Origin of the sequence: uncultured Virgibacillus sp. (assembly GCF_947495635.1) — a bacterium.
Taxonomy (GTDB): Bacteria; Bacillota; Bacilli; order Bacillales; family Amphibacillaceae; genus Virgibacillus; species Virgibacillus salarius.
Genome location: NZ_CANMAB010000028.1, coordinates 13091 through 39435 on the forward strand (window position 1 = coordinate 13091; position 26345 = coordinate 39435).

General features: G+C 36.4%; 25 protein-coding genes. All 25 read right to left on the reverse strand.

Annotated elements, in window-relative coordinates:
* Nucleotides 1–53: 53 nt before the first annotated feature.
* The gene (locus Q1A47_RS08400; protein WP_026681166.1) at nt 54–947 is read right to left on the reverse strand and encodes a deoxyribonuclease IV; all 894 of its coding nucleotides are present in this window, start codon (nt 945–947) and stop codon (nt 54–56) included.
* A 23-nt stretch (nt 948–970) separates the two neighbouring features.
* Complete coding sequence (locus Q1A47_RS08405) at nt 971–2278, reverse strand: DEAD/DEAH box helicase (protein WP_166530584.1); 1308 nt, start codon at nt 2276–2278, stop codon at nt 971–973.
* 30 nt (nt 2279–2308) lie between these two features.
* Nucleotides 2309–3418 carry a Nif3-like dinuclear metal center hexameric protein gene (locus tag Q1A47_RS08410; protein WP_026681168.1) on the reverse strand — a complete coding sequence of 370 codons (1110 nt, stop codon included), beginning with the start codon at nt 3416–3418 and terminating at the stop codon, nt 2309–2311.
* The gene (locus tag Q1A47_RS08415) at nt 3393–4121 is read right to left on the reverse strand and encodes a class I SAM-dependent methyltransferase (RefSeq protein ID WP_026681169.1); all 729 of its coding nucleotides are present in this window, start codon (nt 4119–4121) and stop codon (nt 3393–3395) included. The genes Q1A47_RS08410 and Q1A47_RS08415 overlap by 26 nt, the downstream gene beginning before the upstream one ends.
* A gap of 96 nt (nt 4122–4217) precedes the next feature.
* On the reverse strand, nt 4218–4595 hold the full coding sequence (gene cccA, locus Q1A47_RS08420) for a cytochrome c550 (protein WP_026681170.1): 378 nt from the start codon (nt 4593–4595) through the stop codon (nt 4218–4220).
* A gap of 105 nt (nt 4596–4700) precedes the next feature.
* Nucleotides 4701–5225, reverse strand: a complete 525-nt coding sequence (locus tag Q1A47_RS08425; protein ID WP_026681171.1) for a hypothetical protein — start codon at nt 5223–5225, stop codon at nt 4701–4703.
* Between the two features lie 98 nt (nt 5226–5323).
* Nucleotides 5324–6445 carry an RNA polymerase sigma factor RpoD gene (gene rpoD / locus Q1A47_RS08430; protein WP_121605269.1) on the reverse strand — a complete coding sequence of 374 codons (1122 nt, stop codon included), beginning with the start codon at nt 6443–6445 and terminating at the stop codon, nt 5324–5326.
* 29 nt (nt 6446–6474) lie between these two features.
* Complete coding sequence (gene dnaG, locus Q1A47_RS08435) at nt 6475–8289, reverse strand: DNA primase (RefSeq protein WP_026681172.1); 1815 nt, start codon at nt 8287–8289, stop codon at nt 6475–6477.
* Between the two features lie 461 nt (nt 8290–8750).
* Nucleotides 8751–9554, reverse strand: a complete 804-nt coding sequence (locus Q1A47_RS08440) for a pyruvate, water dikinase regulatory protein (RefSeq protein ID WP_026681173.1) — start codon at nt 9552–9554, stop codon at nt 8751–8753.
* Nucleotides 9555–9580: 26 nt separating this feature from the next.
* Entirely contained in the window at nt 9581–10210 is a 630-nt protein-coding gene (locus Q1A47_RS08445) for a helix-turn-helix transcriptional regulator (RefSeq protein ID WP_026681174.1), read from the reverse strand.
* A gap of 95 nt (nt 10211–10305) precedes the next feature.
* Complete coding sequence (gene glyS / locus Q1A47_RS08450) at nt 10306–12378, reverse strand: glycine--tRNA ligase subunit beta (protein ID WP_166530583.1); 2073 nt, start codon at nt 12376–12378, stop codon at nt 10306–10308.
* On the reverse strand, nt 12379–13257 hold the full coding sequence (gene glyQ, locus Q1A47_RS08455) for a glycine--tRNA ligase subunit alpha (protein WP_166530582.1): 879 nt from the start codon (nt 13255–13257) through the stop codon (nt 12379–12381).
* Between the two features lie 296 nt (nt 13258–13553).
* Nucleotides 13554–14297: a DNA repair protein RecO gene (recO, locus tag Q1A47_RS08460; RefSeq protein WP_026681177.1), complete on the reverse strand. Its 744-nt coding sequence runs from the start codon at nt 14295–14297 to the stop codon at nt 13554–13556.
* 67 nt (nt 14298–14364) lie between these two features.
* Complete coding sequence (locus Q1A47_RS08465) at nt 14365–14511, reverse strand: YqzL family protein (RefSeq protein WP_080668672.1); 147 nt, start codon at nt 14509–14511, stop codon at nt 14365–14367.
* Nucleotides 14512–14605: 94 nt separating this feature from the next.
* Nucleotides 14606–15508, reverse strand: a complete 903-nt coding sequence (era, locus tag Q1A47_RS08470) for a GTPase Era (protein ID WP_166530581.1) — start codon at nt 15506–15508, stop codon at nt 14606–14608.
* A gap of 212 nt (nt 15509–15720) precedes the next feature.
* Entirely contained in the window at nt 15721–16080 is a 360-nt protein-coding gene (locus Q1A47_RS08475; RefSeq protein WP_051388312.1) for a diacylglycerol kinase family protein, read from the reverse strand.
* A complete protein-coding gene (ybeY, locus tag Q1A47_RS08480; protein WP_026681180.1) occupies nt 16070–16534 on the reverse strand; it encodes an rRNA maturation RNase YbeY in 465 nt (154 codons plus the stop codon). The genes Q1A47_RS08475 and ybeY overlap by 11 nt, the downstream gene beginning before the upstream one ends.
* On the reverse strand, nt 16535–18676 hold the full coding sequence (locus tag Q1A47_RS08485) for an HDIG domain-containing metalloprotein (RefSeq protein WP_318279869.1): 2142 nt from the start codon (nt 18674–18676) through the stop codon (nt 16535–16537).
* Nucleotides 18677–18749: 73 nt separating this feature from the next.
* Nucleotides 18750–19709 carry a PhoH family protein gene (locus tag Q1A47_RS08490; RefSeq protein WP_026681182.1) on the reverse strand — a complete coding sequence of 320 codons (960 nt, stop codon included), beginning with the start codon at nt 19707–19709 and terminating at the stop codon, nt 18750–18752.
* Between the two features lie 2 nt (nt 19710–19711).
* Nucleotides 19712–20932: a sporulation protein YqfD gene (gene yqfD / locus Q1A47_RS08495; protein ID WP_121605271.1), complete on the reverse strand. Its 1221-nt coding sequence runs from the start codon at nt 20930–20932 to the stop codon at nt 19712–19714.
* Between the two features lie 11 nt (nt 20933–20943).
* Nucleotides 20944–21228 (reverse strand): sporulation protein YqfC, encoded by a 285-nt coding sequence (gene yqfC, locus Q1A47_RS08500; protein WP_026681184.1) that lies wholly within the window; start codon nt 21226–21228, stop codon nt 20944–20946.
* A gap of 728 nt (nt 21229–21956) precedes the next feature.
* Nucleotides 21957–22484, reverse strand: a complete 528-nt coding sequence (locus Q1A47_RS08505; RefSeq protein WP_166530580.1) for a hypothetical protein — start codon at nt 22482–22484, stop codon at nt 21957–21959.
* Nucleotides 22485–22508: 24 nt separating this feature from the next.
* Nucleotides 22509–23504 (reverse strand): flotillin-like protein FloA, encoded by a 996-nt coding sequence (gene floA / locus Q1A47_RS08510; RefSeq protein ID WP_026681186.1) that lies wholly within the window; start codon nt 23502–23504, stop codon nt 22509–22511.
* A gap of 83 nt (nt 23505–23587) precedes the next feature.
* Nucleotides 23588–24877, reverse strand: a complete 1290-nt coding sequence (locus Q1A47_RS08515; RefSeq protein WP_051388322.1) for a nodulation protein NfeD — start codon at nt 24875–24877, stop codon at nt 23588–23590.
* A 1284-nt stretch (nt 24878–26161) separates the two neighbouring features.
* On the reverse strand, nt 26162–26345 hold a 184-nt coding region (locus tag Q1A47_RS08520), incomplete at its 5' end, for a transposase (RefSeq protein WP_299631641.1).

Consider the following 26345-nt stretch of genomic DNA (forward strand, 5'->3'; position numbering starts at 1 on the left):
ACTCTTTTACTTTTTCTGCAAACACGCTAATGGCTTCATTTATAACAACAACTTCAAGATTGGAGGAGCTTGTCTTTTAATCCTTCATCAAATTTACCCGCTCTTATCATGTCAATTTCAAATTTGTATGGTGCTTTCTTATTCTTTTTATCTTCACCCACATATGGAGTCTCTAAAATTTTTGGTAATTGTTCTAATTGGGGGTGTTTAATGACATGCAACAATGCATCGAAACCGATATGTCCGAAGCCAATGTTTTCATGACGGTCTTTATGAGCTCCTACTGGATTTTTACTGTCATTTACATGTACTACCTTTATTCGGTCAATTCCAATAATCTTATCAAACTCGTTTAGAACACCATCAAAATCATGAACAACATCGTAACCACCATCATGAATATGACATGTATCCATGCATATTGAAAGCTTCTCATTATGGGTAACACCATCAATTATTTTGGCTAATTCATCAAATGTTCTCCCAACTTCCGAACCTTTTCCTGCCATAGTTTCCAAAGCTATTTGTACCTCTTGATTGTTGTTAAGTACTTCGTTCAACCCTTTAATGATTTGTTTAATTCCCACCTCTGCACCTGCACCAACATGTGCACCTGGATGTAATACTATCTGTTTGGCTCCTAACGCTTCTGTTCGCTCCATTTCATTCCTAAGGAAATTCACGCCTAAATCAAACGTTTCATTCTTGACAGAATTTCCAATATTGATGATGTATGGAGCATGTACTACAATATCTTTCATACCATGATGATCCATATGGTCTTTACCCGCAGCAATATTTAATTCCTCAATTGGTTTCCTTCGCGTATTTTGAGGAGCACCGGTATAAATCATAAACGTATTAGCACCATAGGAGGCAGCTTCTTCAGAAGAGCCTAATAACATTTTCTTACCACTCATCGATACGTGTGATCCTATTTTCAACATCCCTTACACCTCTTTACAAAATCCTACTTTTTATATTTCTTCTTAGTCAATTGTTTTTTAATGGTTTCTTGTTGCTTTTTCATTTTTTTCTTATAGCCCGGTTTGACTTTCTTCGACTTTTTAACTCTTCTCCATGCTTGCTTATCTACTTCCGTTGAACTTTTGGTTCGTAACGAACGTTGATTCCAAGACTTCGCTTCATGCCATTCACCATCTCGAACATCCACGTACGTAAAGGGTAGGCCCTTCTGTTCTAATTTATCGATAAGTTTGAGATCTTCTTCTGTATAAATACTGATTGCAGTTCCTTCCAATCCTGCTCTTGCTGTTCTTCCAACCCGATGAACATAAAATTCTTCTTCTTTAGGTAGCTGTGCATTGATAACATGACTAACTCCTTTTATGTCAATCCCTCTTGAAGCCAGATCCGTAGCGACAATATACTGATATCTTAGATTTTGAATTTCCTTTAATACACGCTTTCTCTCCCTTGGAGGTAGACCACCATGAATAAGCCCGACAGCCAAGCCTTTTTCTTGTAGTGCCGCAGCTAAGTCATTTGCTTTTTCTTTTCCATTCGTAAATATAATTGCCAAATACGGATGGATGGTTTTAGAAATTTCATGGATAATCGATGCTTCGTCCCGATGCTTCAAATAAATTAATCGATGCTCCATGGTTTCTGGGGAAAAATCATCCTCAATTTTCACATACACTGGATTATCCAAATACTTTTTGAAAAAATGCTGTAATCGTTGAGGAATAGTCGCAGAAAAGACCAGTAACTGGATCCTTGGATGGCATCGGATTAATAGCTGGTCTACTTCATGAATAAATCCTAAATCAAGCATCAGATCTGCTTCATCAATAACAAAGGATGTTGCTGAATAGATGGAAAGAGCCTCTTCTTTTACCAGATCAAGAATTCGGCCAGGTGTCCCGACTACAATATGAGGTGGTTCTTTCAATTTTTCCATCATTTTTTGCTTATCCGTACCACCTACAAGCAGCTTAGCTGTCCATACATTTTCCTTCTCTGCATAATGAATTATCTTCCTTACTTCTTCATAAAGCTGTGTAGCCAATTCTCTAGTAGGCGCAGTAATTACCATCTGCACCTCCTTTTTCTCTTCCTGCAACCCATTTAGTAATGGAAGTAAAAAAGCGTGCGACTTTCCTGAGCCAGTACGCGATTGTCCAACCACACTATTTCCTTGAAGCACTTTAGGAATAACCTGTTGTTGAATTTCCGTAGGGACTTTAAACTTTAATTTATTAATAACCTGTTCCATAATTGGACTAAATTTAAATTCTTGAAATTGTTTGCTCATTTCTAACGTACTCCTTTAACCATTCCAAATTTAGATAAACTGAAATGGGTCTGTATTCGTGTTGGATAGAATAATATTAACGTCATGCAGTTTTTCCTCTAGGTACGCTTTTACAGATTGCTTCATGACTTTTTCCATATAATGTCCTGGATCAATCACTGCTAAGCCCATTTGCCATGCATCCTGCGCAGTATGAAAAGTCATATCACCAGTGATATAAACATCAGCTCCTTTTTTCTTGGCTTGATGAATGTATTTTTCACCACTACCTCCAAGCACTGCCACTGTCTTTACTGGTTTTGATAAATCTCCAGTTACTCGGAGCTGAGATACCTCTAATTTTACTTTTATCATCTTACAAAATTCCTCTAACGTCATCGTACGATCTAATTCCCCAATACGACCAATACCAATCCTGTCACCCTCATTTTCTAATGGAAAAATATCATAGGCTACTTCTTCATAAGGATGTGCCTTTTCCATTTCTTTTAAAACAGCTGACAATATCCCTTCTGGAACAATCGTTTCTAGTTTTACTTCGTCAACATATTCTAGTTTCCCTTTTGTACCAATGAATGGATTTGTTCCGTCTAAAGGCTTGAACGTTCCTTGTCCTTGTGTTTTAAATGTACAGTGGCTATACTCGCCGATATGTCCAGCACCAGCTTCTGAAATAGCTTCTCTAACTTGTTCTTCATGTGTATTGGGTACATAAATAGCGAGTTTAAGTAATTTTTTGGCTTTTTCATCAAGTAGTACCCTACGCGATTGTAAATCAAGCACACTGCATAACGTATCATTAACTCCACCGCTGGCAACGTCTAAATTTGTATGTGCAGCGTAAACGGTAATATCATATTTAATTAGTTTTTGTAAGATACGTCCAGAAGGGGAATCGTAGTTAACTTGTTTTAACGGCTTAAATAATAAAGGATGATGCGCAATAATTAAATTGACATCCTTTTCTATCGCTTCATCTACAACGCGCTCTAGCACGTCTAATGTTATCATTATTTTTTTTACTGGTTTATTCGCAGATCCTATCTGTAGGCCAACATTATCCCACTCATAAGCTAAAGACTTAGGTGCTAGATCTTCTATTATTTTAAAAACATCATTCATCATGATCTGTTGTTTCATTAGTGACCTCCTCCATCCAGTCTTTTTCTTTTTCAAACAAACTAATTTTTTTACGATTATTACTATCTTTAGCTAACTTCATTTGTTTAATAATCCGTTCTAGCTTATTTGCCTCAAACCTCCATTTTCGATAAAATGCTTCCGGTTTCTTCTGCAAAAGAATTGGTCCAAATAAAAGCTGCTTTGTATCCAGTTTATCATGTATCGAAGTATCATTCGATGATCGGGTAGCAGATATAATTTCATAGAAATGATCATTTTCCTCGATTAAATCCTCATCGGCTATACCATAACCATTGTTTATTAGCCATTCTCTAACTGAGCGTGCATCCACATTTGGTTGTGCAATGATTTGCTCAGTATATTCAAGTTTTGCTTTTCCTTCATTTAAAATAGTTGTTATTAATGTTCCACCCATCCCAGCTATTACAATCTGCTTTGCTTCTTTTGCTTCTAATACTTCCAAGCCATTGCCTAGACGTACATCCACCCTATCACCAAGTTCAAAGTGTCTAACCGTATCTTTCGCACTTTGAAAGGGGCCTTCGTTTACCTCGCCAGCTATTGCTTTGGCTGTTTTATCTTTTTGACATACAAAGCACGGTAAATAAGCGTGATCTGAACCGATATCTGCAAAGTATGCACGCTTTGGAAGAAACGAGGCTACTCGTTTTAATCGTTTCGATATATTAAACTGCGTCATCGTATCGCCACTTTCATTCGTTTTATCGGTTAAAAAGAAAAGCTTTCTGTTTAACAGCAGAAAGCTTCGCTTTTTACGTATATCATTGTTTTTCTATTACTTTTTCTCAGCCAGCCACTTTGCTAAAACCTCTGCTTCAGCATCTGTAGCCATTCCAGGAGGCATTTGTCCCTGACCATTTTTTATCACATTTTGTATTTCCTCTTGTGACAATTCACTTCCAACTTTAGTCAGATCAGGCCCCATTCCACCTGATAAATCGGCACCGTGACAGCTAGCACAGTTTGTTTCAAAAATAGCTTCAGGATCATCAGTAGTTTCGCCCTCTTGTGCCTCTTCAGCTTGTTCTCCGCCGCCTTCTTCGGCTTGTTGAATGTCTTTACGTTGATCTAATCCAATAAATGCAATAACTATTACGGCAAGTATCCCGACAAGAGCAATTAGTGCATATGGGATAACCGGGTTTCTTTTCATTGCGTTTCCTCCTTATGTAATCCCCATAATTCTTATTCGCTGTAAAAGACTATATTTATTTTACTTGAAAAAGCGATTTCTTTAAAGAGTTTAGGTGTGAAAATTTTATAAAACTATATAAATACATGTAAATACTAGAGCTAAAATACCAGTAATAAGTAAATAATTTATCTTTTTATAGAAACCTATTACAACCCAAAACAGGAAATTTATAAAAACGATAATTATCAATCCGAAATCATGCAGGTAAGCTTTACTAACTAAAACAGATATAAATAATGCTATCAAGAGACTATTCATTAAGGCTAAATGATACTTTAACGTCCATTTAGGTTTCAAGTAAACGTACATCCAAATAGAATAACCCAAAAAAAGAATTAACATACTCAGTTGCAAAATAATTTGAAATTGCGTAAAATAAATAACAAGCAATGAAAACGGTATCATCATCGACAGAAGTAATGTTTGAATGGTATCGATAAATCGATTTTGGCCTATAACTGAAGGCTCTATTTGCTCGTCACCATTTGAATATAGTGCTAACAGAAAGTCGCAATAAACGACTGGCAGCATTTTATGCTGCTTCCAATAATGAATTTCATCCATAATAATTTGTTTTCGTTCTTCCAAAATCGGTCACTCCGATATCGACATCACTATATTAGTCTTGTAGTACTTGAATAGGAAAAGTCATTGGACAACATTGTTGTCCAATGACAAAACATTTATTAATCAAGAAAGTCCTTTAATCGTTTGCTTCTACTCGGATGTCTTAACTTACGAAGTGCCTTAGCTTCTATTTGACGAATTCTTTCCCGTGTCACACCAAACACTTTTCCAACTTCTTCTAAGGTTCTTGTTCGCCCATCATCTAGACCGAAGCGCAAACGTAGCACATTTTCTTCACGATCTGTCAGTGTATCTAAAACATCCTCTAATTGTTCCTTTAAAAGTTCATATGCAGCATGATCTGAAGGAGAGACAGCCTCTTGGTCTTCAATGAAATCCCCTAAATGGGAATCATCTTCTTCACCTATAGGTGTTTCCAACGAAACAGGCTCTTGCGCGATTTTTAATATATCACGTACCTTGTCAGGAGAAAGCTCCATTTCTTCTCCAATTTCTTCTGGTGTGGGCTCTCTACCTAAATCTTGAAGCAATTGTCTTTGTACGCGAATCAATTTATTAATTGTCTCTACCATATGAACTGGTATTCGAATTGTTCTTGCTTGATCCGCAATTGCACGAGTTATTGCTTGACGAATCCACCAAGTAGCATACGTACTAAATTTAAAACCTTTTCGGTAATCAAATTTTTCGACTGCTTTAATTAATCCCATGTTACCTTCTTGGATTAGATCGAGAAATAGCATTCCTCTTCCTACATACCGTTTCGCAATACTTACGACTAGTCGAAGGTTTGCTTCAGCAAGTCTTCGCTTAGCCTCCTCATCACCTTTCTCAATACGAGTAGCAAGATCGATTTCTTCTGCTGCAGATAATAAATCAACTCGACCTATTTCTTTAAGGTACATACGAACAGGGTCATTTATTTTGATACCAAGCGGGACACTTAGATCATTTAAATTAAATTCTTCTTCTTTTGCAATTTGTTGCATATTAGGATCTTCTTCCGATTCTCCAATTACCTCGACACCTTGTTCTCCTAGGTACTCATAAAATTCATCCATTTGGTCTGATTCTATAACAAAATTAGATAGACGATCAGCTATCTCTTCGTAAGCAAGTACACCGCGCTTTTTACCCATTTCTAACAGCTGATCTTTAGCTTGTTCTAATGTTAGTTCAGGTTCATTTTCTTTTGTTTGTGAAGGCTTGTTATCGGCCATGAGTCCCCCTCCTTCCAGACTACGTAAATTCAATTCATATTTTTTGACTGCTTATTTATTTCAATAATCTGCATTGCTATTTGTGCAGCTTTTATTGGATCCTGTTGTTGTTCTGCTCGCTTTTGTTGATCTTTAAGCGTTTTTATCGCATCCATATCACTTTTTTTTGTTTGTATTATTCGAATGTAATCATTTATTTCCTTATCACTAATATCATCCTGTAACGGGATCATAGCTATTTCAGTAATCTCTTGCTGAAGCTTTGGTTCAGTGATTTTCTCTAAAAACAAGCTAACATCTGGGTCATTTCCTTCTTCGTAAAAAGCATATAAATAAGTAGCGATAATCTTATGGGAATCTATATTAAAGCCTGCTCCTATTTCTGTTTGAACCTTATCAGTTATGACGACATCTTGGAGCATATATGATAGAAGCTGTCTTTCTGCATTATGGAAAGCTGGTAATAATTTGGATTTCCGAACATTCCATTCTCTACTACTAGTAGTATATCTGTTCTTCTGACGATTATCCTTATTTGACCCAAACTTTTCTCGGTAGCCTGAAATTTCATTTGACAGGGTATCCATCGATATATTATATTCATTACTTAACTCTTTTAGATAATATTCCCGTTCAATTGAGCTATCAATCATAGCAAGTTGTTTTAATACTTCTTCTATATAATGAAGTCGATCTCCTTCATTATTCATATTATAATCTTTCATTAAATACCGCATATAAAAGCTTATAAAGGTATCACTTGCTTTAATAACCTCATTTTCAAATTTTTCTCCACCATACTTCTCAATAAAATTGTCAGGGTCCATATTATGTTGTAGATGTGCTATTTTTACTTCACAACCGACATCGCGTAATAAAACGGCTGCTTTATAAGCAGCATCTAACCCTGCACGATCCCCATCATAACAAATAACAACTGTATCTACATAGCGGTTCAAAAGTTTTGCTTGATACTCCGTCAATGCTGTACCAAGTGTAGCTATTACATTTTTGATACCCGCCTGATATGCAGCAATTATGTCCATTTGCCCTTCAAATAAAATGGCTGCATTTTTTTTTCGAATATGCTTTTTGGCTAAGTCAAAATTATAAAGAATCTTCCCTTTATGAAATAATTCACTTTCAGGGCTATTCATATACTTAGGCTTCTGATCTCCAAGAGCTCGACCACCAAAAGCAACCGTCTTCCCTAAATGATTCCGGATTGGAAAAATAACTCTTCCTCTAAAACGGTCACTTACTTGATTGTCATCCTGTTGGGTAATTAAACCAGCTTTGACCAGTAACTGCTGATGATATCCTTTTTTATGAAGGAATTCAGCTGTAAAATTCTTTACATTAGGAGCAAATCCAAGTTGAAATTCATCAATAGCCTCATCATTGACACCCCGATTCTTTAAATAGCTATAGCCTTCCTTACCATCTTTTGTAAATCGCAACAAATGATGATAAAGCTTAGTTAACCATTCGTGTGCAGATAGTATATCTTGGGTCTCTTGTGACAAAGTGCTTACTGATTTGTTTGTTTCTGGTAATTGAATTCCACTTCTATCCGCCAAAAATTGTAATGCTTCATAAAATGAATAGTTTTCCATTTCCATTAGAAATGTTATCACATTGCCACCTTTTCCACATCCAAAACAGTGGAAAATTTGCTTTTCCTGTGTAACAGAAAAGGAAGGTGTTTTCTCTCCATGAAACGGACAAAGACCAAAATAGTTTCTACCTTGTTTTTTTAATTGAATATATTCCCCGATAATGTCTACAATATCATTTGCTTTACGAATTTCTTCAATTACATGTTCAGGAATTTGATTGGACATAAAATCACCATGCTAAGTTAATATTCGTCTTTCATTAAAAAAATCCTTCATTTTTCGACAATATTTTTTTGAAATACCGAAAAAAATTCCTTCTTTTTATAAAAATAATCTGTGAAGGATATCTAAAAGCTGATTTACTTCATTTATATAAAAAGCAGGTCACAAAAATTCAAAAAGCAAAGACATTCATTCAATAACACAAGCTCACAGTATACATACTTCTACATTTGTCACTTAAATTCCTTCTTAAAATGTAAGGTTTATTAAATAACAATGATAGAAATATATCTTCTGTATGCTATATCATTACACAAAGAGACATTATAATATACTTTCACAAAAAATGCTATCAAATCGTCTCTAGTTTTATATTATTCCCAGTAGTTTTTCTTCCTAACCGTGAAAAAACATTCTACATATTCATATAGAATGTTTTTCTATTCGATTAGATTGGCCACTTACTAGTTTTGAATAATCTGCATGATACTATTAGCCGTTTCTTCTACGGCCTTGTTAGAAACATCAATTACATTACATCCAATCTTATTAACCACTTTATCAAAATAGTCTAATTCTTTATAAATCCGTTCCATATTTGCGTAAGTAGCTTGATCGCCAAGGCCTAATGCCTTTAATCTTTCTTTCCGGATTTCATTAAGTTTCTCAGGACTAATACGCAAACCAATACACTTAGCAGGATCGACATCAAACAACTCTTCAGGCGGATCCACCTCAGGAACAATGGGAACATTAGCCACTTTCAAGCGTTTGTGGGCTAGAAATTGAGAAAGTGGCGTTTTCGATGTCCGAGAAACACCGATTAGTATGATATCTGCACGTGATATTCCCCTGGTGTCACGACCATCATCATATTTCACAGCAAATTCAATGGCTTCTACACGTTTAAAGTAGTCTTCATCTAATTTATGGACTAATCCAGCTTCAAACCGGGGTGTTCGTTCAAATACTCTTTCCATTGCTTTTAACATCGGTCCCATAATATCGATTGCTTCTAAATTTAGTTGCTTTGATCGTTCATTTACATAGTTTCTTAGAATTGGATCGACAAGGGTGAAGCCAATTAGCCCATTATTTTCTTTAGCAATTTGAAGTACTTCATCAATTGTATCCTTATCTTCCACATATGGAATCCGTTGTATCTTATAATCCCCATTATTAAACTGACTTAAACCTGCTTTAATAACTAACTCAGCTGTTTCACCAACCGAATCAGATAGAACATAGACAATAGGCTGCATGCTCATTCATCTACTCCTTCCCACAAACGTAGCTAAATATGTTCATCTGTAATTAATTCTACGAAAGCCTTCGTAATAGTCGTCTTTGTTATTCTTCCTACCACCTCTAAACCGGAAGCCGTATCTTTAACAACCGGAATACCATCTATTTGCTTATTAATCAAATTTTGGGCTACATCTAAAAGTAAATCTTCTTTTCTGCACACCGTAATGTTTGGCATTCTTGTCATAATTATATGAACCGGTACGGCGTTTAAATCCTGTTTGCCAATACTTGCACGTAATAAATCTTTTCGCGATAATACTCCCGTTAAGCAAGCTTTATCATCAACTACAAAGAGTGTTCCAACATCCTCTAGAAACATAGTAGATATGGCATCGTATACCGATACACTTTCTTTCACAACAATCGGAACATGTTGATACTCATATACTTTAAATTTTTTAATTTGTTCCGTAAGTAGTTCACTTCCGGTCTTTCCTGTGAAAAAGTACCCAACACGAGGACGCGCATCAAGAAATCCTGCCATGGTCAAAATGGCCAAGTCTGGGCGTAGCGTTGCTCTAGTTAAATTTAATCGTTCAGCTATATTTTCACCCGTTATTGGACCATTCTCCTTGACAATTTCAATAATTTCTTCCTGCCTACTCGATAATTCCATCCCTTCACCACCTAAAAACCATGTGACTTATACTATTTCTTCATATTATAGACTAAAAATAGAGAAAAGAGAATTGTCTCGCACGCGTTTATGGATTAAAAGCTTTGTTTCCATTCTACTTTAGTTAAGTCCGCATATTTCTGTATAAGTGAAGCGATACTTGCTAATAGTGCTAAGCGATTATTACGAATCCTTTCATTATCATCCATTACCATATTATGATCAAAGAAATTGTGAATTGGTTCTGCTAGTTGACCTAATAACAATAAATCCCGTTCTGCATCACGTTCTGATTGTTGGTAAGACTGCTCTATCGAGCAAAATTCTTTATACAATGCCTTTTCCGATTCCGTATCAAATAAATTTGTATCTATATGATTAGAATTAGCTTTTTGAGCTAAGTTTAATACGCGTACAAGTGCTTCTTGAATCGCCTTAAACGAAGCGTCTAACCTTTTATTTGATAAGTTATGTGCCTTTGCTAATGCATACGTATACACACCTATTTCTTTGTGAAGTATCGCTTGAATTATATCTTGTTCAATAGATTCTTCTTTAAATAAATATGCTGCTCGATTCGTCAAGAAATCATGAAGGTTACTAAATGCTTTATCCTTATCCAATATTTGTATGTGTGATTGTTCCATCACTTCCAGTGCAAGATTTATTAATGTTTCCATAGGAATATTCCACTTATTAGCTTCTATAATACGTAAAATGCCCGTTGCTTGACGACGTAAGCCATATGGATCCTGTGAACCAGAAGGAATTAGTCCAACACCAATACAACCAGCCACCGTATCTAATTTATCGGCAATGCTAATAATCGAACCCTCTATAGTATTCGGTAATTCACCATTTGCCTGCTTAGGTAAGTAGTGTTCACGCACCGCTTGTGCTACAGTCCTAGTTTCACCAAAATATTGAGCGTACTTTTCACCAATTACCCCTTGTAATTCTGTAAACTCATTTACCATATTTGTTGAAAGGTCAAATTTACAGATCGATGCAGCTCGCAGAATATTTTCCTTTTCTTCTATGTGCAGTAGATCTGAAATATGGTTTGCTATTACGACAACACGTTTCACTTTGTCTGTAATTGTTCCTAGTTTTTCCTGAAAGACAACTCGATTTAATTTTTCATTATAAAAATCTATAGAATGCTTTAAATCCTCATTATAGAAGAACTCGGCATCGGACAAACGAGCACGTAGTACCTTCTCATTTCCTTTTATTACGGTATTTAATGCATCGTCATTTCCATTTCTAATCCCGACAAAGTAAGGAAGTAGCTCACCTGTATTTGATTTTACTGGAAAATAACGCTGATGCTCTTTCATGGAAGTAATTAATACTTCTTCTGGGAGTTTCAAAAATTGTTTTTCATAAGCGCCCAGAAAAGCTTGTGGGTATTCAACTAAATTACGCACCTCATCAAGTAATTGTTTATCCACCGGTATTTGAATACTATGACTTTTCTCTAACGTATGAATCCCCTCTAAAATTAAATCTTCACGCCGTTTTGGATTAACAATTACAAATTGATCCAATAACGTATCCTCATAGTTCAAAGGATTATTCAAATCAATTTTATCACCAAGAAACCGATGCCCGTAAGTTGTTTTACCACTTTTCACACCAGCAACCTCAAAAGGGATCACCGTGCCGCCAAGTAAAGCCACAAGCCAACGAATGGGACGCGCATATCTCATAGATTGTGTACCCCAACGCATGTTTTTCCCGAATGTAATGGATTCAACAATTTTGTGAAATTCAGGTAATAGTGTAATGGTTTGCTTACCTTCAATATGCTTTTCTACAAAAATATAGTTTGTACCGTTAATTTCTTTACTATAAATGTCGTCTACAGTTTTCCCCTGACCTTTTGTAAAGCCAATTGCAGCTTTTGACCAATTACCGTCTGCAGCTTTTGCAATCTTTTCAGCTGGTCCTTTTACTTCCTCTTCTATTGTTGTTTGCTCTTCCGCTATGCCTTTAATTAGTACAGCAAGACGTCTAGGAGTAGAATAGGAAACAACACTTTCAAATGTAATGCGTAATTCTTGTAGCCAGGATTCGGTTTTTTCTTTAAGCTGTAACTCTGCATCGTCAACAAACCGAGCCGGAAGTTCCTCCACACCTATTTCGAATAAAGCATTTTTTGCCATTTACTGTTCCTCCTTTTTCAGCATAGGAAAACCAAGTCTTTCTCTTTCTTCTACATATGCTTTTGCAATATTTCTAGCTAGATTACGGATTCTACCTATATAGCCAGTTCGCTCTGTTACAGAGATAACACCTTTTGCATCCAATAAATTAAATGTATGCGAGCATTTTAATACATAATCATATGCTGGAAAAACTAAGCCTTTTTCCATTGTCTCCTTTGCTTCCTTTTCATACTTAGTAAATAGATCAAATAACATTTCCGTATTAGATGCCTCAAAAGTATATTTAGAATGCTCATATTCTGGTTGATAAAAGATATCCCTTACAGTAACACCAGGTGTCCATTCTAAATCGAACACATTTTCTTCATCTTGAATATAGGATGCTAACCGCTCTATACCATAGGTAAGCTCAACAGCCACTGGGTTTGCTTCTAAACCACCGATCTGTTGAAAATAAGTGAATTGAGTAATTTCCATGCCATCTAACCAAACTTCCCAACCCAATCCAGCTGCTCCAAGTGTTGGATTCTCCCAATTATCCTCCACGAAACGAATATCATGTTCTAGAGGATTAATTCCTAGTTTCTTTAAAGATTCAAGATATAGCTCTTGAACATTGTTTGGAGAAGGCTTCATGATTACTTGAAATTGATGATGCTGATAAAGTCGATTTGGGTTATCCCCATAACGACCGTCCGCAGGTCTTCTTGACGGTTCTACATAAGCAACATTCCATGGTTCAGGACCGAGACTACGCAGCAGTGTCATTGGCGACATGGTACCTGCACCTTTTTCAACATCATAAGCTTGCATAATAATACAGTTTTGTTCAGACCAATGCTTTTGTAATGTTAATATCATTTCCTGAATATTCATCTTCACATATCCTCCATCTTGATATTAGTTAAGTAAAAGACAAAATCCCCGTCCCTATGTCTTTTTTATTAGACATAGGGACGGGGATAGGCCGCGGTTCCACCCTATTTGCTCATCACGAAAATGAGCCACTTTATTATAATCGCTCAGAAGCGCCCTTCCAATTTGCTTTATGATCCAGCTTTCACTATTCTGGATTCGCTTTACATAAATACAAAAAGTACTCCTCTTCATCACAGCAATACTTATTATAATTTATGTACAAATAATACGCTACATTACTGGTTCATGTCAACTTATTTTAATAAATCAATCTGCTTCAAAAATTTCTTTGATTTGATATAATACCCTCCATAATAATCATAATATGCATCTAATAATTGGCGCAATAATTGTTGATTTTCCTTTTTTACAGAAATATTTCCAACTCGCTGTAAATTAACCGTTGCGAATATACGTAATAGCTTTGCTAACAATTCCGATAATTGAATTGCCTCGCGGTCCATACTTCTACAATGGTGACATAATATCCCGCCCTCCGCAATCGAAAATACAAAAGGTGGTGTGTTACCACCACAATTACTGCAACGATCTAATGTAGGCGCAAAACCACCTTTACCGTAAAGCTTTAATTCATACATCATTGTTGGTATATTTACATCATCATTCTTTTCTATCCATTTCATTGTCTCAAAAAGCTGTTCAAAGATAAATGTATCAGGATCCTTGTCGTCTGATAATTTGTCTGTTAATTCCACAATATACGCAGCATATGCTGTTTTTATAATATCCTCACGTATCGATCGAAAAGAGTGTATGATTTCTCCTTGTTGAATCGTGCTCAACCCAGTTTGAATATAAACAAAAAACTCCGCATAAATGAATGGCTGCGTAACTGCAGCCATTCTACTTTTGGTTTTCTTTGCACCTCTCGCAATTGCAGAAAACTTCCCTATCTTTTTACTATATATCGTAACTATTTTATGTGTTTCCCCATAATCCTGTGTTTTTAAAACAAGTCCTTTTATTTTTTCCAACACGTAGCTTCACCTTTCTTACCTAACAAAGGGAATAGCTTGACCCTACGATTTTCTTCATAAAATTACTTTATAAATTGGTATCTAATGGAGTAACCGTTTGTTCATCATGCTGAGCTCGATCATCTGGATACTGTTCATTTTCCATCTCTTTCATTAATAAATAGGTTTCAATGTTTCCCGTTTGACTGAATACTTTCCACGTAAATTCGATCACAAGAAACCCCACCTTTCTTTAATGTTTGAAAATGTAACTTATTAATTAGAATGACCACTAAACTCAAAACAATTAGTATAAAAATTTACCATGTTTAATATTCATCACTTCGAAAACCGTATTCATGAAGCTGACTTTGTTTGTTTCGCCAATCTTTTTTAACCTTTACCCACAGCTCTAAATACACCTTAAATCCTAATAACGCTTCTATATCTTGTCGAGCCGATTTTCCGATATTTTTTAACATATTCCCTTGCTTGCCAATTAATATACCCTTTTGTGTCTTTCTTTCAGTCACAATTGTAGCCTGTATAAATATGGAGTCAGAATCTCTTTTCTCTATATTTTCTAACATAACGGCGATGGAATGTGGAACCTCTTCTCTGGTCAATTGTAATACTTTCTCTCTAATTAATTCGCCAATGATAAACCGTTCAGGATGATCTGTAACTTGATCTTCTGGATAATACTGTGGACCTTCAGGTAAATGCTCTTTCAATACGTTTAGCATATGATCAACATTGTTTCCTTGCAATGCTGAGATCGGAATAATTTCAGAAAAATCAAGCTTCTCCTTATATTGATCAATTAAAGGAAACAGGTCATCTGGATGAACAAGATCAATCTTATTTATGATCAAATATACTGGCCTTTTTATTTTCTGTAAACGATCTAGGATGTATTGATCACCTTTTCCATAGCCTTCACTCGCATTAATCATAAATAAGACAGCATCCACTTCATTTAACGTATTCTCTGCCGTTTGAACCATAAAATCTCCTAATCGATGTTTTGGTTTATGAATACCTGGTGTATCAATAAATATCATTTGTGCGTCTTGTTGTGTTAAAACTCCTTGGATCTTGTTTCTAGTAGTTTGTGGTTTATCACTCATAATGGCGATTTTTTGGCCTATTACCCTATTCATAAATGTGGATTTCCCTACATTTGGTCTACCAATAATTGCTATAAATCCAGATTTAAATTTATTCTCCATGCTGTTGCCTCCGCGACGTATTCAATATGTTTTATTCATATCATACTACAAATTGGCTCTAGTTTCATGTAATCGACAAAAGCTTTAAAAACTTTTGGTTGTTCTATATAATCCTGCATATCTCCAGACAAAATTTTTACCTTAACAGAAACGGAAGTCTGGATGAGCTATGAGAATGGAAACAAATAAAAAAAAGAGAGCCACGCGACTCTCTAAAATAATACTAATTTTGGTGCAAAAATAATCAATCCTATTCCTGCAGCTGTAATAGCAGAAATAAGAACGGCACCAGCAGCCATATCCTTTATTTGCTTAGCAATTGGATGGATATCGGGTTTCAGATAATCCATCATACTTTCCATTGCACTATTTATCAATTCAGCAGTTAACACCAAGCCTATAGCTAAAAGTATGAACATCCATTCGAACGAAGAAAGCCGACAAATAAAGCCTGCTACTATAACAAGAGATGCAGAAACGAGATGCAGTCGAAAATTGCGTTCATGCTTAATAACATGCATTATTCCGTTCCAGGCATAAGAGAAGCCTATCGATTTCTTATTATCTTTCAATTCCAAACTCACCTAGTATGAGATCTTGTTTGGCAAACATGTTTTTTTCATCCTGTTTAGTCATATGATCATAGCCTAACAGGTGAAGAAAGCCATGAACGGACAAGAAGCCTAATTCTCTTTCAAGGGAATGGTTATACTCATCAGCTTGCTCTCTTGCTTTGTCGATCGAAATAACAATATCACCAAGTAATAACGGAAGGTCCTCATCGATAATATCTATTTCGCCTTCTCCAGCCTCCTGCATGGCAAAAGATATTACATCTGTTGGTACATTTTTTTGCCGGTAATTACGATTTATTTCTTGAATTTCTTTATTACTTACAAAATTAATGGAAAGCTCCGCTTCTTGACTAACGCCTTCTTTTTTAGCTGCGTAGGTAATTAACCGCTGTATCATATCAATATAATCACTTGGAACAGAATTTGTCTGATCATGAAAATCAATATACATCTATTTTGCCTCCTTTACCGGATATTGAATACGAGAGTGAAAAATTCCTTTCAAGGTATTGCACGTTATACGTTGGATTGTATGAAGTTCCTTTAACGTAAGTGGACATTCATCAAGCTGACCATCTGTCATTTTATTATTTATTATAGACGCTACTATTTCTTCTATTTTTTCTTCTGTTGGCTCTTTTAATGAGCGAACTGCTGCTTCTACTGAATCACAAATACTAATAATTGCAGCTTCTTTTGTCTGTGGTTTTGGACCTGGATAACGAAACTGCTCTTCTGTTACCTGCTTCCCTGCATCTTTTGCTTTATAATAAAAGTATGTTAACAGGGATGTACCGTGATGTTGTTTCGCTATATCTATAATCTCCTTTGGTAAACGATGTTGTTTTAACATCTGTGCACCATCGTATGGATGACTAATGATGATCTCCGCGCTCTCCTCCGGTGCGATAACATCATGAGGATTTTTTATTGCCAATTGATTTTCAATAAAATAATGCGGGCGTACTGTCTTCCCAAGATCATGATAATATGCTCCAACTCTAGCTAGTAACCCATTAGCGCCAATTGCCTCGCACGCTGTTTCACTTAGATTAGCAACCATGATGGAATGATGATATGTTCCCGGTGCTTCCGTTAAAAGCTTCTTCAAAAGCGGATGATTGGGACTTGAAAGCTGTAATAGCTTTATGTCTGATAATATTCCCAATGATGTCTCAAAAAATGGTAATAAGCCCATCGTAAGAACTGCCGATAAAAAGGCAGATGCCGCAGCAAAAGACGATTGAATAAATATATCTGTTAAGACATATTTTTCAAATGATAGAAATATAAATAGTACTACAATCATTATATTTACAATACCCATCCCAATACCAGCTTTTAATATAGCTAGACGATCCTTGACATTCATAAGAAAAAAAACTGCTGCTAATTGAGATAGAAAGAAATATATACCAGCCTCTACATTTAAGGATCCAGGTATTTGGCTATTAAAAATAACACTACCTAATATCGCATACAATCCACTAAAAACAATGGCAGTACGTTCATGAATCAATTGTTTGAGTAGTAATGAACCTGTTGCAATTGGCATTACATAAAACAGCTGGTTCACTTGCGTCGTAAACATGCTAACAATTTTCATTAAAGCGATGACGATTACACTTATTAATAGTATCGAGATGATTTTACCTCGATCTAAACGATAGTTTTTCGCAACCCAATTCATTTCATGTACGACAATCGTACAAAGTAACAAAATTAATAACGCCAATCCAATGCCAGGGAATAAATTCCTCTCTTTATCAAGCACACCAACAAGTTTTAACTTCTCATATATTTCATTTGTTATAATTTGTTCCTCTCGAACAATAATTTCCCCTGCCCTAATAACTACTGGCTCTACGCTACTTGCCGCTTCCTTTCTAGCAGTAGATGTTTTATCTACATCAAAGAATGAGTTCTCAACAACAGCGAACTCACTTAATTTTGTTAAAACGTCTTTAAGATCCGCGTCTAACTCCGTATACTTTATATTCTGTTTTATGGATGTGATCGCGCTTTGCGTATTCTCCGTCCGAACTCCGTTATTCATTACCTTTGTTAATGACTCAACAAATAACTTTCTTCCCTTATTACGTTCTTCCTTAGGAATTTCTACTAATTGAGAAAGCGAATTATCACTTACTCGCTCTGTAATTTCAGGAGATAATATCTGTTTCAAGCGTTGAACTTTCTCCTGATTCGACAGTGGCTGCTTATGACTATCATCTTTACTATCTTCCTTTTTTGATTCTTCCTCAATCTTAGAAATTGCATCAAATATCTCATTTGTATAAGCAATGCGCTCTTTCGTAATTTCTTGATTAATATTATATCTATCTTCTACCGCTTGAACAGTCTCTCTTGTTTTACGTTCTGTCTCTTGTTCATTTTCAATAGTTACGGGTGAACGAATTGTTTCTTTAGCTCTACTAAATCTTTCAATATCATATGTTTCTGTATGTACGTTTTTAATCGTTAACGCAAAAATAAATAAACCTAATAAAATAGCTGCTATTATAATCATGAACCATTTATTGTATCGTTTAATTAACCAGTTATCATCGAACTTAAAACGATTCTTAAACAAGTGCTTTCCCCCCCCTTTAACTAGGAAAATACAGAAATAAGACCCAGTAAAGGGGTCTTACCTATCCAATCATTTACTTATCTTTTTCGTACGCATTGATAATTCGCTGAACTAATGGGTGTCTTACTACATCTGTCTGTTCTAAATATACAAACCCTATTCCTTTTACACCATTTAGCAGCTTACTAGCTGTAAATAATCCAGATTGAACACCTTTGGGCAAGTCAATTTGTGTAATATCTCCAGTGATTACCATTTTTGAACCAAATCCTAAGCGGGTTAAAAACATTTTCATTTGTTCAGGCGTCGTATTTTGAGCCTCGTCTAAAATAACAAAAGCATCATCCAATGTTCTTCCCCTCATATAGGCTAATGGAGCTATTTCAATAGTCTCGCGCTCAATCAGTCTAATTGTATGCTCAGCCCCCAATACATCATGCAAGGCATCATATAAAGGTCTTAAATATGGATCTACCTTCTCTTTTAAATCACCTGGTAAGAAGCCTAAGCTCTCTCCTGCTTCAACAGCAGGTCTAGTAAGAATAATCTTTTTCACCAATCCATTTTTTAAAGCATGAACTGCCATAACTACTGCTAAATAGGTTTTTCCTGTCCCTGCTGGCCCAATGCCGAAAACAAGATCATTTGCTTTAATGGCTGAAATGTAACTTCTCTGTCCCAAAGTTTTCACGCGAATAGCCTTGCCCTTCGCATTTTTAGTAATCTCATCTTCAAAGAGCGTTTCGAATTGATTCAACTTCCCTTTTTGTGCTAGATCTACAGCATAGACTACATCTCTTTCGGCTATTTTTAAGCCTTTACGTATAACCGATAACATGGTTAATAAAATGTCTTGAGCAAGGGAAACAGATTGTTGATCTCCAGAAACAAGAACCTGCTCTCCCCTTGTTACGATAGAAATATTAAGAAGTTCCTCCAACTGAATAAGAAATTTATCGTTAGTGCCAAATAATCCTAAAGCTTCATTTGGACTTGTTAGTTGTAAATCAATTTCTGTAAGGTTTTCTGGCATACTTAATCTCCTTGACGTAAAGGTTGTGTTTCGACAATATTCTCTTCTACACTCATATATAAGTTTAGTTTAACTTTACCACGCTCTACAGATTCATGCAAAACTTTTTCTGACAGTATTTGTGCCTCTGGTCCCAACTGTAATCTTAACTCTTCTTTAGCTTGTTTAATCCCTGTTTTAATGGCTTGGTTTTTCGTCCTTTCCTCTTTTTTATACGTTTTTTCGCTGATTAAAGTTTCAATCATTTTAACAGGTAACTCCCATTTTAAAAAACGAATCGGATTTTCTGTTATTTCACGTTGATCATACGTGTATTCAGGTGTTTTAAAACCCCAGATTGGTAATTGAAAGTTGCCAAAACCTAAATAAAACTTCTTCTCTTTATTTCCAGTAAGCTGCTCTGAACTTGCGTTTAATGGAACTGTCACTTTTACTTCATACCAAGTAGTTGCTGTGATTTCTCCATCAGCTGCGACATAATCGACCTTTTTCTCTTCCTTCTTTGCATCATCCTCTTCTGTACTTTTGTCACTCATCTTCCCAGAAACAAGAATATCCCCCGGATGGACATAGTCATTCACCTGCACTTTTGGTACACCACTTGACACATACATTTTCTTTATAATTCCTTTTTTCGAAGCAACTAGATTTCGAGGACCTGGGTTTTCTTCTTCTTTCACTACTACTTTTTCGACACCTTCTAAGAAAAAGGTTGTCCCTTTTTGGTTTATACCTACCCATAATAACTCAGGTACGTCATCTAATAATTGTTGTTGTATTTCTTTTGGCGAATCCAATGAAAATATCCACGTACCAGCATGTATTCCATATTGTTCTAATTGCTTACTGATCTTTTCCTCAATATCTTTTGGAACACCAGTTATCTTAACCTCCCAGAGAATATTGGAGAGAAATAGAATAAGTAACACACTACATATAAATCCTAGTAATAATTCTTTTTTACGTAAGAAACGTCGAATGAAGAATGGGTAACCTTTTCTATTCGTAAATCTAATTTTATAAACTGTTCTGCTTCTTAATTGTTTTACTTGTTTAATATCGCTTAACTTTATATTGCCCTCACATACATCACTTTCAGTCTTTCTTACATTCCAGACACGTATTCCAGAACTTGTACATTGTTGAAAGAAAAGTTCAGGCCTTTTACCAATAACTGAGATGGTAACATAACCAGTTACTACGGATTCTTGTATATGCTTCATGTCCTCCTCCTTTAATGATCTGAAATGAATTTAATATCTCGAATAGTTCCTTCTAGCAATATTTCCTCGGGTAGCATCATTTTTAGTACGAATGATGATCCCGTAATTTGAATATATCCTTTGTTTGCCTTTAATTTAAGTTCCGTATCAGAATATGTTGCCAATCCTTTATGGTTCTCAATGTATACATGTAGTTGACCAATAACTGTAATCCTAGGTAGTTCAAGTACTACATCTGAAGGAAGTGCAAAATATTTTGTTAACCACGGTAGGATACCTTGATGCCATTTCTTCACAATGCAGCCCCCTCTCTCATACATATTTATGAAAATAATCATTAGTTAAGAACAACTACATCATAAAATCCTCCGTTTATATCAGGTTGTCATGATAAAAGATCGCAACACACTAGAAAAACTGAGCAAAATTCGCTCAGTCCTTATCACTAAATGCTCAGATTTACGCTTCCTCTAGTAGCTATTATGGAATAATAGCTACTGCTTGACCACCACTCCGGCTGCCCACTTCCCTTTCCGTGGGGTTTGTCCTTCAGCTAACTTTTTTAGCAAAACCCGCTCAAAAAAGTGGATCTTCAGGTCAAACATTTCCCACAGGAGTTGAAGTGGCCGGCCTTCGCTATTATCAGGCTCTACAACGCTAGCATGAAGTAACACAGCTGCTTTTATACTCACGGATAGCGATTTTCACTTTACCCATTGTAAAAAAAGTCAACCTATTACTTATGACAAGAATTGTTGCACCTTCTCATAGCGGAGACTAATTACGTAGACTCCTGCGGGATTAGCGCGAGCCGAAAATCCACTTTGCAACGTGTTCTTCTTTGCAAAGTTAGTTGAGGCCGTGCCCGCGGAAAGCGAAGTAATTAGTCGGAGCATTGCCAATATACATCAAACATTTCAAAATAACTACTTGGCTTAACGCAGTCATTGCACTGATTTTATACTTTCTTAACTTACAAAAAAGCCATTCACAAGCAACGTTGCTTATGAATGGCTTTGGATAATTATCGTCTTCTTCTTTCAGCAATAACATTTCGATATGGCTTTATCGCTCTCGGTTTCCCTAGAACTTCTGCCATAATAATTCCATTTACTAATCCTTTTCTCGTTAGATTATTAGAAACTTGCTTCTTCAACTGCTTCTGAACTTCCGTAAGCTCATCATCTATTTGTTGAATCTGACCTCTATCAAGAGTCTTAGAATACTTTGTGATATCTAGACTTTCACTTGATTTGTCGGCTCCCATTTGATTAGCTAGTCGTTCCATCTGCTCTTTGTGCTGATCATCAACAGAAATGGTCGACACGGTAGTAGAAGCATTAGTTGAATTAGGTATCGACTGTGTTCGATTTCGGTTAGGAGTCCCACCAGAAGGAGTTGGAGTCGGCTTTGTTCGATTAGGCTGTCTATTTCCCTTCTGGTCATCCTTTTTAGAACCATCTTTTAAAACTCCTATGATCCCTGCTATTATAGCAAAAACAATAAAGAAATTACTAAAAATAGCATCAATTAGGTTGGATAGGGCATCCATCAAACCCCTCCCTTACTTTTAGGATTATTTAGGATCATTTTCGTCATGATTATCTTTAGATAAATTACCTATAGAATCTCGCATATCTGTATCTGCATCAATGTTTTTATAGTTCATGTAGTCCATCACACCTAAGTTTCCTGAACGTAAAGCCTCAGCAAGAGCAAGTGGTACATCTGCTTCTGCTTCCACAACTTTTGCACGCATTTCTTGAACCCGTGCAAGCATTTCTTGTTCTTGAGCAACCGCCATTGCACGACGTTCTTCGGCTTTTGCCTGTGCGATATTTTTATCCGCTTCCGCTTGATCTGTTTGTAGAATCGCTCCAATATTTTTACCGATATCAACATCTGCAATATCGATCGATAAAATTTCAAAAGCGGTACCAGCATCTAAACCACGATTTAATACATTGTGCGAAATAGAATCTGGATTTTCCAGTACTTGTGTGTGTGCTTCTGAGCTACCAATTGTACTAACCACACCTTCACCAACACGAGCAATAACCGTTTCCTCACCAGCACCACCGACTAGTCGATCGATATTAGCCCGCACGGTGATTCTTGCTTTTGCTTTTACTTCAATACCATCCATGGCAATACCTGCAATAAATGGTGTTTCAATAACTTTTGGATTAACACTCATTTGAACTGCTTCTAATACATCACGACCTGCTAAATCAATAGCAGCCCCTCGTTCAAATGGTAATTCGATATTTGCACGATGTGCAGCGATTAAAGCATTCACAACACGGTCTACGTTACCACCAGCTAAATAATGACTCTCCAGCTGATTTGTTTTAACATTTAATCCAGCTTTATGTGCTTTAATTAACGGATTGATAACCCGATTTGGCACAACCCTTCTAAGTCGCATCCCGACTAATTGGAAAATACCCACTTTCACGCCCGCTGCCAGCGCACTAATCCATAGCATTACTGGAATGAATGTAAATAAAATTGCTACAGCAATTAAGATAACCGCAATAATAATTAACGGCATTAGTTCTTGTAAATCCATTATTTTTCCTCCTATAAATCATTTATTATATGCATAGAACTCCATTCAATATAGTTTATCAATTGAATGCAGTCAAACATCCATTAATTAACTTTTCTCACCACGATACGTACACCTTCAACCTTAACAACCTTTACTTTTTGGTTCTCACCAATAAATCCGCCTTCTGAAACTACATCTAGACGCTCATTTTCAAAAACAGCTGTTCCAGCTGGACGTAATGGCGTCACGGTTACACCTTCCAACCCAATTAGCTCTAATCGATTTACAGAGGACACATATCCTTGCTCAGTAGTTGTTTGGTCTTTTAGGATAATATGCCGGAAAATACCTTTATCCATTCCCATTCTTCGAAATAAGATAACGGAAACGACTAGGGTGACTAAAAATGCAATTCCTATACTCATTGACATGTGACCAAGGTCATAGCCGGACAGAAATAATGAACCTATGATTGCGCCAATGCCAAGCAAACCCATAATGCCACCAGGTACAAATATTTCTGCAATAATTAATACAATACCTAGTACAAGTAATATGATTGCCTCCATACCTGCTAAGCCTGCTACAATATGACCATAGAAAAATAATACGAGCGAAACGAGTCCCATTATACCAGGAACACCAAATCCAGGGGAATATAATTCGACTACTAAACCAAGGCTAGCAACAGATAAGAGGATTGGTATAACAACTGGATTTGTTAAAAACCTAGCTATCTCTTCAGATAAAGTAGTCTCCTTCTCAATAATCTTCGCCTCAGATAGACCTAATTCATGAAGTAATTCTACACGATCTTCAATCGTTCCTTCAGAATAACCTACTTCTAAGGCGGAAGAAGGTCCTAAAGTTAAAAATTCACCCTCTCCTGCATCTAATTCTGGCAAATCAATGCTTTTATCCGCCATAGCTGCTGCGTATAATGGGTCTCTTCCTTTTGATTCTGCAGCACTTTTCATAGCAGCAATCCAAGCTGATTGTGCTTTTTGATCAGCTGCATTACCATCGGAGGTGATTACACCACTTGCTCCCATTGTAGCCTGGGGCTTCATATAAATAGAATCCGTATTTAAAGCGATATAAGAACCTGCAGAATAAGCTTGATTCACAACATAAGATGTTGTTGGAATATCTAAATTTTGAAGAAGCTTTGCAATTTGACCTGCGGAATCGACTCTACCACCTGGAGTATCAATTTCAAATATAATATGATCTGCTCCCTCTTCCCTTGCCTCTTCTGTTGCACGAGTGAGAAATGCTTCAAGTCCTCGTTCCACTTCTTTTTCAATAGGTATGACATACACCAATTTACCTTCACCTTTGTCAGCAGCACCTACAGGTACTTGATGGAAAAGTGGAAAGAAAAAAGCGATAAAGAAAACTAAATATGTAAATACTTTCCTAGTAGGCAACCACGATCACCTCCTTATTATGTATAGTTATATATACGAATCATACCTTAATTAGTTTCATTTTTTACGGATTAACTAAATAGTACCATAAAGTGATCTGTTAATGATACTTTAAATATAGCATGAAATAAACAAAGTCATCATCATGAGATATTACAATAAACAGTTCGGAAATTATAGGATGTATATCTGCCTAGCATACTTTCAGTTTGTCCTACAATACGACAGATAACGGAACCACTAAACTGAATGCAAAACTATTACTCTTCGGTTAGCATATAGTTTACATATATGTATTGTCGTTTAAAGTGAAACTTCAATTATTGTAGTTTAGTTTATCCCCAATGATTGATAGTACCACAAGGGAATGACCTTAAGTACTTTGAACGAATCGGACATTTACTGGTAGTTGATCCCCACTACCAATATTGGTTACCCTTTATCGCTTAAAGTGGCGGTCTTATTGCCAGTTATATGCGGGATAATCGAGTAGAGGGAGAAGCTAAGAGCTTCTCGCCCCTCTCACACCACTAGTACATACGGTTCCGTATACGGCGATTCAATTTACATCTCTGTGTGTACTTTTAGATAACGGTCTAAAGCAAAGGGAATACCTCTTTGCCTCCTTTCCTTTCACGTGACGAAGAACACTTCTCTTTTGATTATCCTCTGAGATACGCTCATACTTTTATCATTAATACATCCAGAAGTCTATCCTTCGTGCATTCATGGCGTAGAAACACTATAAATTGTTCAGCCCTTCATGATTTTTTTTCATCACTACTATGGCGTCGGCTGACTTCTCACGATAAACCTTTTTCGACCAGCTTTCTTTTTAGAGGACTCCTCAGCTGTCCGTGAGACCTCTCAGGGTAAGGACAACTATCTTTCCTCTTTTACTCGTCTGATTTACTCTATAGGGTTACGCACATCTTTTGGACTTTGGCTTGTTTGGGAGCCTTGTCCGCCTACAGAGCCTTGGTATCAGATTTCTGTTCGTCGAGCCAAGATTTTGATACACGCTTCCTTCAGCCTTTACCTCACGATAAACACCTTGCGCTTCTCTAGTGGTTGGTTGATGTGTACCCCCACAGTGGACTTTCACCACCTAGATAGTCGCCATGCCTGGCGCACCAAATAACTATCCGCCCGTAAAACGGGCGGTTTTAGTTTCGCCCTATAAGGGCACTTTACCAACGAGACCCCTAAAGGGGCTTCTGAATTGACCGTCAACCGTTTATCTTCCTACCTATTTTTAAATGGATCGACGTATTCACGTTTACTCATGTTGTCTCGTAGTCTATCCTCCGATTCTTGTTCACGAATGTATTTTGCCACAGTTTTTTGATTGAGCCCTACTGTACTGACATAGTAACCTTTAGCCCAAAATGTGCGGTTTCCATGATTGTATTTTAAGTTGGCATGTCTA

What these genes read in the sequence shown, in the direction of transcription:
- Q1A47_RS08505 (WP_166530580.1), bottom strand. Translation starts at nt 22,484, where the DNA reads ATGGATGCCCTATCCAACCTAATTGATGCTATTTTTAGTAATTTCTTT.
- Q1A47_RS08440 (WP_026681173.1), bottom strand. Translation starts at nt 9,554, where the DNA reads ATGAGCATGCAGCCTATTGTCTATGTTCTATCTGATTCGGTTGGTGAA.
- era (WP_166530581.1), bottom strand. Translation starts at nt 15,508, where the DNA reads ATGGAGAATAAATTTAAATCTGGATTTATAGCAATTATTGGTAGACCA.
- cccA (WP_026681170.1), bottom strand. Translation starts at nt 4,595, where the DNA reads ATGAAAAGAAACCCGGTTATCCCATATGCACTAATTGCTCTTGTCGGG.
- Q1A47_RS08445 (WP_026681174.1), bottom strand. Translation starts at nt 10,210, where the DNA reads ATGGAATTATCGAGTAGGCAGGAAGAAATTATTGAAATTGTCAAGGAG.
- Q1A47_RS08410 (WP_026681168.1), bottom strand. Translation starts at nt 3,418, where the DNA reads ATGAAACAACAGATCATGATGAATGATGTTTTTAAAATAATAGAAGAT.
- Q1A47_RS08405 (WP_166530584.1), bottom strand. Translation starts at nt 2,278, where the DNA reads ATGAGCAAACAATTTCAAGAATTTAAATTTAGTCCAATTATGGAACAG.
- Q1A47_RS08490 (WP_026681182.1), bottom strand. Translation starts at nt 19,709, where the DNA reads ATGCCAGAAAACCTTACAGAAATTGATTTACAACTAACAAGTCCAAAT.
- glyQ (WP_166530582.1), bottom strand. Translation starts at nt 13,257, where the DNA reads ATGAATATTCAGGAAATGATATTAACATTACAAAAGCATTGGTCTGAA.
- yqfD (WP_121605271.1), bottom strand. Translation starts at nt 20,932, where the DNA reads ATGAAGCATATACAAGAATCCGTAGTAACTGGTTATGTTACCATCTCA.
- Q1A47_RS08400 (WP_026681166.1), bottom strand. Translation starts at nt 947, where the DNA reads ATGTTGAAAATAGGATCACACGTATCGATGAGTGGTAAGAAAATGTTA.
- dnaG (WP_026681172.1), bottom strand. Translation starts at nt 8,289, where the DNA reads ATGTCCAATCAAATTCCTGAACATGTAATTGAAGAAATTCGTAAAGCA.
- Q1A47_RS08415 (WP_026681169.1), bottom strand. Translation starts at nt 4,121, where the DNA reads ATGACGCAGTTTAATATATCGAAACGATTAAAACGAGTAGCCTCGTTT.
- floA (WP_026681186.1), bottom strand. Translation starts at nt 23,504, where the DNA reads ATGGATTTACAAGAACTAATGCCGTTAATTATTATTGCGGTTATCTTA.
- rpoD (WP_121605269.1), bottom strand. Translation starts at nt 6,445, where the DNA reads ATGGCCGATAACAAGCCTTCACAAACAAAAGAAAATGAACCTGAACTA.
- ybeY (WP_026681180.1), bottom strand. Translation starts at nt 16,534, where the DNA reads ATGTATATTGATTTTCATGATCAGACAAATTCTGTTCCAAGTGATTAT.
- glyS (WP_166530583.1), bottom strand. Translation starts at nt 12,378, where the DNA reads ATGGCAAAAAATGCTTTATTCGAAATAGGTGTGGAGGAACTTCCGGCT.